The sequence below is a fragment of the Chelatococcus sp. YT9 genome (assembly GCF_018398315.1).
In the GTDB taxonomy this organism is placed as follows: Bacteria; Pseudomonadota; Alphaproteobacteria; order Rhizobiales; family Beijerinckiaceae; genus Chelatococcus.
Window position 1 is genome coordinate 1,756,003 of record NZ_JAHBRW010000002.1, and the last position, 12,822, is coordinate 1,768,824.

General features: G+C 61.3%; 14 protein-coding genes. 5 read left to right on the forward strand and 9 right to left on the reverse strand.

All coding sequences use genetic code 11. The features are described from left to right. Nucleotides 1-19 precede the first annotated feature (19 nt). Nucleotides 20-949 carry a carbohydrate ABC transporter permease gene (locus tag KIO76_RS27955; RefSeq protein WP_213326829.1) on the forward strand — a complete coding sequence of 310 codons (930 nt, stop codon included), beginning with the start codon at nt 20-22 and terminating at the stop codon, nt 947-949. After that, nucleotides 946-1,803, forward strand: a complete 858-nt coding sequence (locus tag KIO76_RS27960; RefSeq protein ID WP_213326830.1) for a carbohydrate ABC transporter permease — start codon at nt 946-948, stop codon at nt 1,801-1,803. Before KIO76_RS27955 ends, KIO76_RS27960 begins: the two co-directional genes overlap by 4 nt. Before the next feature lie 157 nt (nt 1,804-1,960). Here KIO76_RS27960 and KIO76_RS27965 read toward each other — a convergent pair whose 3' ends face one another. The 3 genes from KIO76_RS27965 to KIO76_RS27975 form a co-directional block, all read right to left on the reverse strand. Then, nucleotides 1,961-2,998: a LacI family DNA-binding transcriptional regulator gene (locus tag KIO76_RS27965; RefSeq protein ID WP_213326831.1), complete on the reverse strand. Its 1,038-nt coding sequence runs from the start codon at nt 2,996-2,998 to the stop codon at nt 1,961-1,963. Nucleotides 2,999-3,149: 151 nt separating this feature from the next. Then, nucleotides 3,150-3,584: a DUF1810 domain-containing protein gene (locus tag KIO76_RS27970; protein WP_213326832.1), complete on the reverse strand. Its 435-nt coding sequence runs from the start codon at nt 3,582-3,584 to the stop codon at nt 3,150-3,152. Nucleotides 3,585-3,683: 99 nt separating this feature from the next. After that, the gene (locus tag KIO76_RS27975) at nt 3,684-4,055 is read right to left on the reverse strand and encodes a winged helix-turn-helix transcriptional regulator (RefSeq protein WP_213326833.1); all 372 of its coding nucleotides are present in this window, start codon (nt 4,053-4,055) and stop codon (nt 3,684-3,686) included. Between the two features lie 91 nt (nt 4,056-4,146). Here KIO76_RS27975 and KIO76_RS27980 point away from each other — a divergent pair, with 91 nt between their 5' ends. Further along, nucleotides 4,147-4,692: an NADPH-dependent FMN reductase gene (locus KIO76_RS27980; RefSeq protein ID WP_213326834.1), complete on the forward strand. Its 546-nt coding sequence runs from the start codon at nt 4,147-4,149 to the stop codon at nt 4,690-4,692. 167 nt (nt 4,693-4,859) lie between these two features. Here the strand turns inward: KIO76_RS27980 and KIO76_RS27985 are convergent, their stop codons facing one another. From KIO76_RS27985 to KIO76_RS28010, 6 genes are all read right to left on the reverse strand, one after another. Then, nucleotides 4,860-5,486, reverse strand: a complete 627-nt coding sequence (locus tag KIO76_RS27985) for an alpha/beta hydrolase (RefSeq protein ID WP_213326835.1) — start codon at nt 5,484-5,486, stop codon at nt 4,860-4,862. Next, the gene (locus KIO76_RS27990; RefSeq protein WP_213326836.1) at nt 5,483-5,788 is read right to left on the reverse strand and encodes a DUF2218 domain-containing protein; all 306 of its coding nucleotides are present in this window, start codon (nt 5,786-5,788) and stop codon (nt 5,483-5,485) included. Before KIO76_RS27990 ends, KIO76_RS27985 begins: the two co-directional genes overlap by 4 nt. Before the next feature lie 68 nt (nt 5,789-5,856). Next, nucleotides 5,857-6,687, reverse strand: a complete 831-nt coding sequence (locus KIO76_RS27995) for a VOC family protein (RefSeq protein WP_213326837.1) — start codon at nt 6,685-6,687, stop codon at nt 5,857-5,859. Between the two features lie 189 nt (nt 6,688-6,876). Then, nucleotides 6,877-7,290: a DoxX family protein gene (locus tag KIO76_RS28000; RefSeq protein ID WP_213326838.1), complete on the reverse strand. Its 414-nt coding sequence runs from the start codon at nt 7,288-7,290 to the stop codon at nt 6,877-6,879. 123 nt (nt 7,291-7,413) lie between these two features. Further along, on the reverse strand, nt 7,414-8,346 hold the full coding sequence (locus KIO76_RS28005) for a LysR family transcriptional regulator (RefSeq protein WP_249730067.1): 933 nt from the start codon (nt 8,344-8,346) through the stop codon (nt 7,414-7,416). 56 nt (nt 8,347-8,402) lie between these two features. Continuing rightward, entirely contained in the window at nt 8,403-9,524 is a 1,122-nt protein-coding gene (locus KIO76_RS28010) for a LacI family DNA-binding transcriptional regulator (RefSeq protein WP_213326839.1), read from the reverse strand. 145 nt (nt 9,525-9,669) lie between these two features. Between KIO76_RS28010 and KIO76_RS28015 the strand changes: the two genes are divergently transcribed. Both KIO76_RS28015 and KIO76_RS28020 read left to right on the forward strand, forming a co-directional pair. Then, a complete protein-coding gene (locus KIO76_RS28015; RefSeq protein WP_213326840.1) occupies nt 9,670-11,397 on the forward strand; it encodes an IlvD/Edd family dehydratase in 1,728 nt (575 codons plus the stop codon). A gap of 15 nt (nt 11,398-11,412) precedes the next feature. Beyond that, nucleotides 11,413-12,816, forward strand: coding sequence for a neutral/alkaline non-lysosomal ceramidase N-terminal domain-containing protein (locus KIO76_RS28020; protein ID WP_213326841.1), 1,404 nt, complete (start codon nt 11,413-11,415; stop codon nt 12,814-12,816). Nucleotides 12,817-12,822: the final 6 nt, after the last annotated feature.

A 12,822-nucleotide genomic window follows, 5' to 3' on the forward strand; every position in this document is an offset into this window, starting at 1 on the left:
TCCGGCATAAGGGAACCCTATGTCATCTGTCGCGCTTCATCGCGTTCCCGCAGAGCGGCGTATCTTGAAGAACAATGCCGCTTGGCAATACGCCACGCTGTATCTTTTCCTGGCGCCATTCGCGGTCATGACCATCCTGTTCGGTCTTTGGCCAATTGCCGACAGCATCCGTATCGCCTTTACAGAGTCGAGTACGGCTCTGAGTGACGCCCCTGTCTATGTCGGGCTTGAAAATTTCCACTCCGTGCTAGCGGACAGCACATTTCAATCATCACTGTGGCGCACCCTGCTCTATACGGTGCTCGCCGTCACCATAAACGTCTCGGCGGCCATCGGCCTCGCCGTGCTGCTTGCGCATCCGGCGCTACGGCGTGGCAGAACGCTCTTCAAGCTCGCCATATTTCTTCCCGTCATCACCCCCGATGTCGCGAGCTTCATCGTCTGGAAGTGGATGTTCAACCAGAACTTCGGCATCGTGAACCACACCTTAATGAGCCTTGGTCTGCCTCCCTTTCCCGGCGTCACCCAACCGGCCAGCGCCTTCGCGACCTTGCTGATCGTCGAGGCGTGGCAGCATGTGGGCCTCTACACCCTCATTTTCCTAACGAACCTTCAACTGCTCGACAGAACGTTGGATGAATCCGCACAGATCGATGGAGCTAACGGCTGGCAGCGCTTGATCTTCGTCACGATACCGCAGCTGCGGCCCGCGATAACCATCAATACGGTCTATGCACTCATCGAATTTCTGAAGACATTTACCGTCATCTTCGTGATAACAAAGGGCGGCCCGAATTTCTCCACGAATTTCATCTCGTACTATGCCTATACAAAGTTCACGGGCGCTCAGTACGGCGAAGCGACGGCGATCGCGACCATATTGTTCGTCATCGTCTTTGGATTGGCGGCCAGCGCGTATGCCTATCTGGACCGGAGTGCGAACAGATGAATGACGCCGAATTCACTGCAGCACCGACATCACGTTCCGTCGCCATCATCCTTTATTGTATCGCGACTGTGATTGCCGCGATCTTCATTTACCCCTTCCTCTGGATGGTGGTCAGCTCATTTCGCACGCAGGAGGCGATCCTTTCGGCTCCCATGCGCTTATTGCCGGAAAGCTTTGACACCGCCGCCTTCCGCAGTCTTGCGACAATTGGCGGAACGGCGCTGTCGTCCTTCGCGTGGAATTCCTTGCTGATAACGGTACTTGCGACGGCTGTCGGCGTCTGTGTGATGGGGCTCGGCGCCTATGCGCTCTATCGCAATCCCAGGCTCCCCCTGTTTACGAGCGTGCGTTACGGCTTTCTGCTGACCATCATGTACCCGAACATGCTCCTGGTCATTCCGCTATACTTCGTCTCCTACAAGCTCGGGCTGCTTGGCACCACCTTGGGTATCGTGCTGGTCATGAGCCTTGTGCCTCTGGTCTTTTTCATTTTCGTGCAGTTCTTCAGGACCATTCCGCATGAAATGATCGAAGCTGCGCGCATTGATGGCGCGAGCGAGTGGCAAATTCTGACCCTCATCATTCTGCCGATTGCACGCCCGGTCATCCTGACCGCCGTTCTCATCGCGTTTCTGATGAACTGGAAACAGTGGTTTCCCATCATGGTTCTGTCGACAAGCCCGGATACATACACCCTACCCGTCGCGCTCGCCGCCCTGAATAGCGAATATGGCGTCGACTTCCAGGCGACGATGGCGCTGGCGACGATCACAGTGGTCCCTGTGGTCGTGCTGTTCCTCGTGACACAGCGCCGCGTCATGGGAAGCTTCATGGCGGGCGCGGTCAAGGGATAGCTTTGAAGCGCTGTCGTTGTATCCAGCGCGCGCCGACGGCTTGGCCGAGCTAGTGACCTGGCCGAGCCAACTGATTTCCTTGGCTCGGGATCTGGACAGGTGTCGTCCGGCGACGACGGCGCTCTATCCGATCTCGCCATCCTTGCGATCGCGGTATCTACGGATCCCGAACACGCTTCCCCGGTCCCTCAGCGACCGTGCTGACCGTCTGCCCTTTCACCGGCACGACCGCAACCTCGATCTGCAGTCTGATGGCGTCAGGGTCTGTGAAACGCCGTGCCATCAGTTGAACCGCCTGCCGGCCGATATCCCGTAGCCCAACCCGGAGCGTGGAGAGCCTTGGTGTCACGTGTTCGGCGAAAGGCAAGTCATCAAATCCAAGGACAGAGACGTCTCCCGGCACGTCGAAGCCACGGGCATGCAATGCCTGCATCAAGCTGACGGCATACAGATCATTGATGCAGAATATCGCTGTGGGTCGCGAGGGTCCCTCCTCGACCGCATCGACCACGCGTTCCACCTCCTCCCGTGTCGGTGCGGGAAGGGTCACGACCGATAGACGCACCCCGGGCACGTCGGCCACCGCCGTCTTGAACCCACGCAATCTCTGCAGCGTGGTCCAGCGCAGATGCCCGGAGACGTAGAGCAGCGAACTATGCCCTTGCTGCATCAGCATCTGCGCTGCCATCTGAGCACCATAAAAATTGGCGGGCGTGACACAGTCGAAGCGCATCTCTGGATCTGCGCCGTTCACGAGGACGGTCGGGATCCGCCTTTCCAGCAGCAATTGCGCCAACTCGGCAGGGGGATCGATGCCCACCAGGAAAACCGCCTCAGTACGCCTCGTCGTGACATCGTCAATGATACGCCTGATGTCTTCGGTACGGTCGGCAGCAAGGCGCACCTCAATGGTCATGGATGAGGCGCGTGCTTCAGCGATCATCCATTTGACGATTCCGTCGTAAAATCCTGTCAGGCCGTCGGTTGTCCGGTCAAGGGTCACATAGGCATGGACATGGCGGGATGTGCCGCCTTTGGCACCCCGCGCCTCGTAGCCCATGTCGCGCGCCAGCCGGCGAACACGCTCGCGGAGATCCTCGCTGATGCCTGGCGCATCTGCGAGAGCCCGGGATATGGTGCTGACTGACACACCAAGCGCCTTGGCAAGATCATTCTGGTTTTTCCGTTGGGTCACATCAGCCTGCACTTCGCAAATCGTCGTGCAAGTCTACGCAAATATCCTCTTGTCGCAATCTTTCCGATCGGCCGAAGGCTCGCCGCGCGCACCTTTCAGCTCGATTCCAAGCCTCTGAAAGAAAGTCCGCTACCGGTGGATGTGCTCACATTCAAACAGAGAGCAGTTCCACGGTCGGTGCGTGTTCGACGCCACCGAAGAAGACGTCGATTGCGTGCCTAAACGGGGAGCATGCGTCGGCACTCGCACGGGAGAACACGGTCATTGAGGCGTGAAACTTCATGTCGTCGGGCGTGCTGAAAATGGCATAGGCCGTGAGATGGGGATGCGCAAGCACTGCTTGCGTCGCCGAAATGAGACGCTGCGCCAAAAGAGGATGCGCGAGATAGGCCTTCGCTTCGTCTAACGACGCGAGCTCATAGAACTGGGCGCGCATAGAGCGACCGAGGCCGCCCTGCTGCGGAAACACGAACCACATCCAGTGGCTCATCTTGCAGCCGGCATGGAGTTCCGCCAGCGCGATGTCGAAAACGCCGTCCTGAGCTGTCACGAAGCGCTCTAGATCAAAGGGATCTTTGCTCGTCATGTCGATCCTCCAAAAAGGCCAGCGAAAGATCGCAAGCGAACGGGACTGAAAATTCGAGCGCATCAGCGGTGATGCGTTAGTGTCAGCACTTCGCCACCCTCAGACCGCCGCGCGACGATCGTACGCTTGGCGGGCGTCCAGCACCCGTTGATGGTTGGCCGCAGCCCAATCCCCGAGCGCACGCAAGGGGCTGGATAGCTCATGCCCGAAACTTGTCAGTTCATATTCTACGCGCGGCGGAATCGTCGGAAACACGCGGCGCGTCACATAGCCGTCCCGCTCCAACCCGCGCAACGTCGTCGTCAGCATCTTGCGTGAGATGCCATCGACAGAGCGTTCGATCTCGCTGAAACGCTGCTTGCCGGTCGCGAGCAACATGACGATATGCACCGTCCATTTGTCACCGATCAACGCTATGACCTCATTGGCCTTGTGGCATTTCCCCGGTAGATGGGCGGCGGTCGGTTTCATGAAGGTGCCTTGGTAACGATAAAGTGCCGTCTTGCGAGCGTGTGGCCAGTCTCTATTATAAACTGAGTATCCAAATTATACAGAGTCTGCCATGCACAATGTTGCCGTCATCGTTGGCTCCCTGCGCCGGGAATCCATCAACCGCAAATTCGCCGAGAGCATTGGCAAGCTGGCGAGCGATCGTCTCAATTTCAACTTTGTGCAGATTGGTGATCTGCCGCTCTACAACGACGATCTCTGGCAGTCGCCCCCGGAGAGCGTCCTCCGCCTGAAAGCCGAGGTCGAGGCCGCCGACGCTGTCCTCTTTGTGACGCCAGAATACAACAGGACGTTCTCGCCAGCTATCAAGAATGCGATCGACTGGGGTACTCGGCCTTGGGGCAAGAACTCCTGGGCAGGCAAACCTGCGGCGATCATCGGGGCGTCGCCGGGGGTCATTGGAGCGGCGGTGGCCCAAAATGAGCTCAAAGGCCTCGTCACAGTCTGCGGGATGGCACTGCTGGGTCAGCCAGAAGTCTACTTCTGCTACAAGCCGGAGCTTTTCGACAGTGCCAATGAGGTGGCCGATGAGAGCACGAAGGCCTTTCTGAATACGTTCATCGACCGTTTCGCGGCCTGGATCGCCAAGGCGAAATAGAACCCCTCCCCGGCCGGCCCGGCGGCGAGTCGGCCTCAAACGTGACGGTGGCAGAGCCGGCGGTGACCAGTCGGCCTGCTTCGGTCCTTTTGGCGGGCATTAAAGTTCAGATTTCGCTAGAGAGCCTGACCGCATCAATCTGCAGCCGCACAGATCCGGGAAGAGGACTAAACCTGCATGGCGGCGGTATTCGCCTTGAATATCCGCGCGAGATAGGCACCCGCCAGCGCGATGCCATCCGGGCTGACGAAATGTCCAACGTCGGGCAGCGTCTCGAAACTGACATCAGCGCCGGCTGCGTGCAAACGACTAAACGCCTCTTCGCTCTCTGCTGCCGGAATGACCGTGTCGGCAGCGCCATGAACCAGCAGTATGCGCGCACCCGCTGGTGAGAGTGGCGGTGGAGAAGCGAGCCGTCCTGCGAAGGCGACGGTTGCAGCAACCCGCCAGCGGCCTGAGGCGGCTGCATCCAGCGCCATGATCGCACCTTGCGAAAAGCCGACAAAAGCAACCCGATCGAGCCGGTTCTTAAGGCCTTGAACATCGACGATGTCATTGATGATGGCGTCGAAGCCAGCGCGAGCGGCGGCGACCCGTTGCGGCCGATTCACCACGGTCACGCCCGTCGTACTGAACCACTGCCGGAGCGGCTTGCCTCGATCAAAGGGGTCAGGCGCGTCGGGCGCGACGAATTGCGTGTTCGGAAGATGCGCACGCAAGGCATCGCGAAGGGGGTCAAGATCGGTGCCGCGCGCACCGACACCATGCAGGAGAATAACAAGCGAATCTGTCATGAAGTCCTTGTGCCTCGTTCGCCGTCTTGCCAATCGAAATGCAGGGTCTCGCGAAAGGCAAAACGGACGATATGCTCCTGCACGACTTCTTTAAAGCGCTGCACGTCTGTGCCTGCTTCCGGGTAAAGGCTGACCGACAGCTTGACGCTGTCCGCGTCAAGGACGCAGCGGCCTAATTGCAATACGATCTCACCATGACTGGGAGTGAATGTCACAACGAACTTGTGGCTCCAGTGCTTGCAGAGCTGCTGTAGATAGCGGCTCGCTGCGGAGGTCGGCACATTGGCGTGGATCGCACTCATGACGGCTTTCCCCCTTTCATCAACGTAACACCAAGCACCCTCGTTCTGCTTGGCATCACCCGCTTGGGTCAACGTGCGAGCAATGTAATCGATGTGCCCCAGGGGTCCCGGAGGTTGAGGCGCTCGGGCGTTGCCTCACCGGCGCTCTCGACGAGGTCACTGACCGCCGCAAGGCGCGAGGGCGCCACACTGATTTCAACGTCCGCCAGGCCAGTCGACGGGTAGGAGCGTTCAGGGGCGCCCCGGCTGTTCCAGATATTGGTCGCGATATGATGATGATAGCCATCCGCGGCGTAGAACGTTGCGCCCCGATAGTGACATGTGACGTCGAGCCCCAGCGTCTCGCTATAGAAGGCCTCTGCAGGTGGGAGCGCGCCCACCTGCAGATGGACGTGGCCGATCTTCGATCCCTCCGGGAAACTGTCCCATGGGTGGTCACCAGCGGAGCCTAGCAGGTCTTCCATGTCGAGCGGCTTCGTCGACATGGTCACCACGCCATCCCGCCAGAGCCAGCTGTGGGACGGGCGATCGGCGTAGATTTCGACGCCGTTCCCCTCCGGGTCCGAGAGATAGATCGCCTCGCTGACATCATGATCGGATGCACCGACGATTGGTGTCCGGATATTCAATGCGTTGCGGGTCCAGCGCCCGAGATCGGCGCGTGTGGGCAACAGGAAGGCGGTATGGAACAACCCGGCCTCGCGCGGCGCACGGCGGCGCGCTGCCTTGTCCCCGCGCAGTTCCAGCAGGACCGTGTCCCCGACACCCAGCTCCGCATGTTCGCTGTCGCGACGCAGGAGATGAAGGCCGATAGCGCGTTCATAGAACGCCCCGACACTGTCGATATCGTTGACGGTCAAAGCGACACGCCCCATGGCGAGCGTTGATGGCGTTGTCATGACGCGGCTCCTCTTGGCACGTTTACACTGCTCTACGCGTCGGCAATGTCCGGACGAGGGCCAAGGCGTCGCGCCGGAAGCGTTCGAACGAAGCGAAAGCCATTTTTGCGCAGAGAACGTGCAATAAAACAAAGACCCAAGAGCATTTTGACGATCAGCGAACCGAGGGAACGCTCTCGTGATGCAGGCTCAGGCAGCCGACCGGGAGTTGGTCGGCCTCAGGGCAAAGGCGCCATCGCCGATCAGCGCGAGGGCCGCGAGGCCGGCGATCCAAAGGCCGAGGAATTCCCACCCGCCCTTTGGATTGGTGAAAAAGAAACCGGCAGGCCCATGAACAGTAACGATCGCGCCGACCAGAACGGGAATCATGGCAAGGGCGACCAGCCGAGGCCAAAGGCCGAGGATCAGCGCGATGGCACCGACCAGTTCCCAGGCGATGGTGACGTAGGCAAACCATCCCGGCAGGCCAAGAGAGCCGAAAAAGGCGGCTGTTCCCGCGGGTGTGAAGACAAAGAGCTTAAGCCCCGCATGCGCGAGAAACAGCACACCGAGCACGAGCCGCAGAACAAGAGCGGCGTAGGGAGCGGTACGAGAGTCGGACATGGCCTATTCCTTTGGCAAGGCGCTGTATTGCTAGCGAAAGAATGCACCCGCTCATCTGGAATGATTAGCCTGCCAGGACGGCGCGCTTTCCTTCCATTCTGGAAGCAATCCCGCCCGTATAATCTACCATCCCTCATCCCAGGCTGGCTTGCCGCGAAAACATGTGGCGAGGTAATCGACAAGTGCGCGCACCTTGAGCGCGAGGTGCCGTCCGGGAGGATAGAGCGCGAACAGGCCATGCGGCTGCATTTCCATGGCGGGCAGGAGCGGCTGCACCCGGCCGGCGCGAAGGCTGGGCCCCGCGATGAAGCTTGGCACATAGGCGATACCAAAGCCTGCCTCCGCCGCGGCAAGGCACGCCTCGCCATTGGAGAAACGCAGCCGCCCCGTGACCGGCACGAGCAATGCGGAACCATCTCCTTGACGGAACGGCCAGGAGAAGGGATCGCGAAAATTGGCGTCGATGATGCATTCATGTGTCGCGAGATCATCGGGATGCAGCGGCGCGCCGTGATCCGCAATGTAGGACTGTGAGGCTACAAGGACCACCCGGACATCGCACAGCCGACGCGCGATGAGGCTGCTGTCGCCGGGCTTTCCAATGCGGATCGCAGCGTCGAATCCCTCATCGACCAGATTGACGACACGATCCGAAAAACTCACATCGAGTTGTATCTCGGGGAAGCCCCGCGCGAAGTCGAGCAGCACCGGTACAAGCTGCGTGGCGCCGAAGGACAGCGGCGCCGTTAGCCGCAACCGTCCCGCCGGCGCACCCGAGGCGTTGCGGACCGAAGCGTCCAACGCGTCGAACTCATCGAGCAACGACTTGATGCGCTCGTAATAAGCCTGGCCGACTTCCGTCGGCGAGAGGGCCCGCGTCGTTCGCTTGAGGAGTTGCACACCCAGGTCGCTTTCAAGCTTCGAAATGAGCTTCGAAGCATGCCCACTGCTGGTACCGAGCCGCCGCGCTGCAGCGGCAAAACTGCCGGCATCGAGCACCGCCACGAACATGCGGTCACAGTCGAGACGCTCCATAATCGGTTCCGATATAGACATGAACGGCGCATTCTAACGCCCATTCCATCCATTTCCGAAATGGCGCCCCGCCGGGCCTAACCGCCAGCCTGACCATGCCCGGCCGCGCTGTCATCTCCCGCGTCGATGCGATCCTCGTCCGCAGGACGGATGGATCCACCTGCTGCGGGATATACGGGCAGGAGCTTGTGTAAGCCGCCGGGCTCCTCGCCGTTGATGGCACGGACGAGCATTTGTGCGGCCTCGAGACCAATCTCATAAGCCGGTGAGGTCACGCTGCTGAGCACCGGTGTAGAAAATTTGCGAAACCAGAAGGCGTTGAAACCCGTAACCATGATGTCACCCGGCACCTCGAACCCGCAGCGGGTCGCGGCCTGAATCGCGGCGAGGCCGAGTTGATCGTTGCCGCCCATGATGGCGTCGGGGACAGGGCCGTTGCTAAGCTGCTCCACTATCTCCTCGACCGATGTTTCAAAATCCTCCTCATGGGACGTGAAATAGTCCACCGTGAGCTGCCCCGCGGCAATCCGGGCGCGCGTGGCCTCCGCAATCCCCGCAGCGCGCTGCTCCGTTCCAGGCCAGATCTGGCGCGGCATGACGCACAAAAGCCGGCTGACATTGCGGCGCAGCAGATCCTCCGCCAGCGCCGCAGCCCCACCCCTGTCATCCTGGCGCACGGAACTCGCTGTCGTCATATCGTCCGGTGGCAGGTCCTGCACGATCAGCATCGGCAAGTTGAGCTGCGCGAGTGTTCGATAGGTGGCGACGCGTTCGCCACGTTCACCGGAGACCATGACGGCAAACCCGTCGTAGCCCGTGCTGCGGCCGACAAACGCGGCCAGGGCCTCCTGATCCTGCAGACCATTGACCATGAGGCCGTAGCCGACCGTCGCCAGATAGTTACTCATGCCCGCGGCGACCTGCGTGATATAGGGGTCGTCGAGGAAGCGCCGGTCCGGATGCATGACTGTCAGCCCCAGCGCGAACTCGCGCTGCAGACGCAAGCTTCGGCCACTGCGCTGCGGCCGGTAGCCCAGTTCATCAATCGCGGCGCGCACGCGCTCTGCGACCTCCTTGCCGACGCGTGCCATGCGTCCGTTGATAACGTTCGACACCGTCATCACGGACACGTTCGCACGCTCGGCCACATGGCGTAGGCTCGGCTGTGTCTGGCGCGCAGCAGCGGGCTTCTTGCTCATCAAATTCATCTACAATGCTTTGCTACGCCCTCGCCATCCCTATTCGGTACAGCCGCTTCAAGCCATCTTGATTTAACGATAAATCATATTTAGAAATCTTGGAAGCTACCGTTCCAAGAACGAGACCTTCCGCAACGAGGCTTCCATGTCGGGATCACGAAAACGCCTGCGCTCCGCCGAATGGTTTGGCGGGCATGAGAAGGGTGCATTCATCCATCGGAGCTGGATGAAGAACCAGGGCTTCGCGCCGCATCTTTTCGATGGCCGCCCGGTCATCGGCATCTGCAACACCTGGTCCGAGCTCACCCCTTGCAACGGCCAGCTGCGCGATCTCGCGGAGCAGGTGAAGCGCGGCGTCTACGAGGCCGGCGGCTTTCCGGTGGAATTCCCGGTGATGTCGCTCGGCGAATCCAACATGCGGCCGACGGCCATGATGTTCCGCAATCTCGCGGCGATCGAGGTCGAGGAAGGTATCCGCGCCAATCCGGTCGACGGCGTCGTGCTGCTCGTCGGCTGCGACAAGACCACCCCAGCGCTTCTGATGGGGGCGGCAAGCTGCGATCTGCCGGCCATTCTCGTATCTGCTGGCCCCATGCTGAGCGGCAGCTTCATGGGCCGCATGCTCGGCTCCGGCACCGACGTCTGGCGGCTCAGCGAAGAGATGCGCGCCGGTGCCATCACCGATGAGGAGTTCACGGCCGCCGAAAGCGCCATGAGCCGTTCCCCCGGCACCTGCAACACCATGGGCACCGCCTCGACCATGGCGAGCCTCTCCGAGACCATGGGCATGACGCTGCCGGGCAACGCGGCAATCCCTTCGGTCGACGCGCGGCGGCGCGTGCTCGCCTTCATGAGCGGTCGCCGCATCGTGGAGATGGTCAACGACGATTTTCGCATGTCGAAAATTCTCACGCGCAAGGCGTTCGAGAACGCCATCCGGGTGAATGCTGCCATTGGCGGCTCGACCAACGCGGTCATCCATCTGCAGGCTCTCGCGGGGCGTGTCGGGGTGGAGTTCAGCCTTGACGACTGGGACAGACTCGGTCGGGACGTGCCGACGATTGTCGATCTCATGCCGTCCGGCCGCTTCCTGATGGAGGATTTCTTCAATGCCGGCGGCATGCCGGCCGTGTTGCGGCGGCTCCTCGACGCCGGTCTCCTGCACGGCGATGCGTTGACCGTCAACGGCCGCACCATCGCGGAGAACAACGGCAACGCCAGGATTGAAAGCAGTGAGGTCATCCGCCCGCTGGATAACGCACTGACTGACAATGGCGGCATCATGGTTCTGCGCGGCAATCTCGCGCCGAATGGCGCCATCCTCAAGCCCTCAGCAGCAACGCCGGCCCTGCTCACCCATCGCGGCCGGGCGGTCGTCTTCGAGGACATCGATGACTATCATGCGCGCATCGATGATCCCGATCTCGATGTGGACGAGACCTGCATCCTCGTCCTGAAGAACTGCGGCCCGCGCGGCTATCCCGGCATGCCGGAGGTTGGCAACATGGGCCTCCCGCGCAAGGTGCTGCAACGTGGGGTCACCGACATGGTGCGCATTTCGGACGCTCGCATGAGTGGCACGGCTTACGGCACCGTCGTGCTGCACGTCGCGCCGGAAGCTGCGATCGGCGGGGCATTAGCCCTCGTGCGCAATGGCGACATGATCGAGCTCGATGCGCCCAACAATCGGCTGCACCTCGACATCACCGAGGAGGAACTGGCCGCGCGTCGCGCGAAGTGGGTCGCACCGGAGCCGCCGGACAGCGGCTACCAGCGGCTTTTCATCGACCAGATCCTGCAGGCGGACCAGGGCTGCGATTTCAATTTCTTGGCTGGCTGTCGCGGCGCGCCCGTCGCGCGTGACTACGTGTGAGAAGCGGAGAACGACATGCTGAAAATAGGAGTCGGGCGCCAGGACATGACGCCCCCCGTGGGCATCCCCCATACATTATGGGGCGCCCGCACGCGTGAGACGGCCGATCGCATTCACATTCCCCTCAATGCGACTGCGCTATGCCTTGATAACGACGGCACGCGGGTGCTGATCGTCGAGATCGATGTGACCGGCCTGCCAACGGCAGTGTCTAACGAAATCCGTGGCGAACTCAGCAAGGCGACTGGCATTCCCGTCTCCCATATCAGCCTCGGCTTTACGCACACCCATAGCGCTCCTGTCTGGAATGCGGAAACGACCAATGGCGCCTCGGCCGATTTGCCGGGCATGGAACTGATGCCCCCCTGGCGTGAAAAAACCGTCGGCGCCATTCTTGCCGCGGCCAAGACAGCTTGTGACACCCTCCAGCCGGCCCGGTTCGCCTCGGGCTATGGACAGAGTGAAGTCACGGTGCACCGGCGGTTCCGCACGCCGGAGGGACGCGTCGTTGTCAGTCCCAATCCCGGCGGTGAACGCGATACGACCGTCACCGTGCTGCGCTTCGATGATCTCGATGGCAACACCATCGCGAGCGTCGTCGGCTATAGCACCCACCCGATCGTCCTGGCGCACCAGAATTCGGCCATCAGCGCCGAGTGGCCGGGCGCCATGAAGCGCTCTGTGGAGACCTTGCTCGGCGGCACCTGCATCTTCCTGCAGGGCTGCGCGGGCGACCAAATCCCGTATGAAGCGCTGACCGGCGACGTGCGCGTCGCCGAGCGCATAGGCAACCGTATAGCAGCCGATGCCGCGAGTGCGCTCACGGCGCTGTCCCCCTTGAACCACCGTGATGTTTTCAGCCACGTGGTCGAGTCCGGGGCGCCGCTCGGCATGAAGACGCGCGAGGTCCTACCCGACAGCCCGACAGAACTCGCCGTGGCGGCAGTGACTGTCGACCTGCCTGTCCGCACCTTCGAGCCGATCGAAACCCTTGAGCAGCGCGCGGCGGAGACGCGAGCGGTATTTCTGGGGCTTGACCGGGAGACGGCCGATCACGCTGATATCGCCGATGTTCATTTCCGCGCCCGGCGTGCCGATATCATGTTGACGATGGCGAAGCGCGCCTTCGGGATGACGACGGTGCCGATTGAGATCCGCGCGATCCGCATCGGCGAGACCGTCCTGGTCTCCGCACCGCTCGAGTTGTTCGCGGCCACGGGGATGGCGATCCGCGAGGCCTCGCCTTTCACCACGACGTTCACGGGCGGCTACACCAACGGGACCGAGGGCTATCTCCCCCTCGCCCGTTCCTACGACGAGGGGGGCTACGAGACGGAGCTTGCCTGCTTCGTGGGACCGGCGGCAGAGGGAATTTTCCGCGAGGCCGCCATCAAGCTGGTGCGCGATCTGCGAGGGTGATCGTGC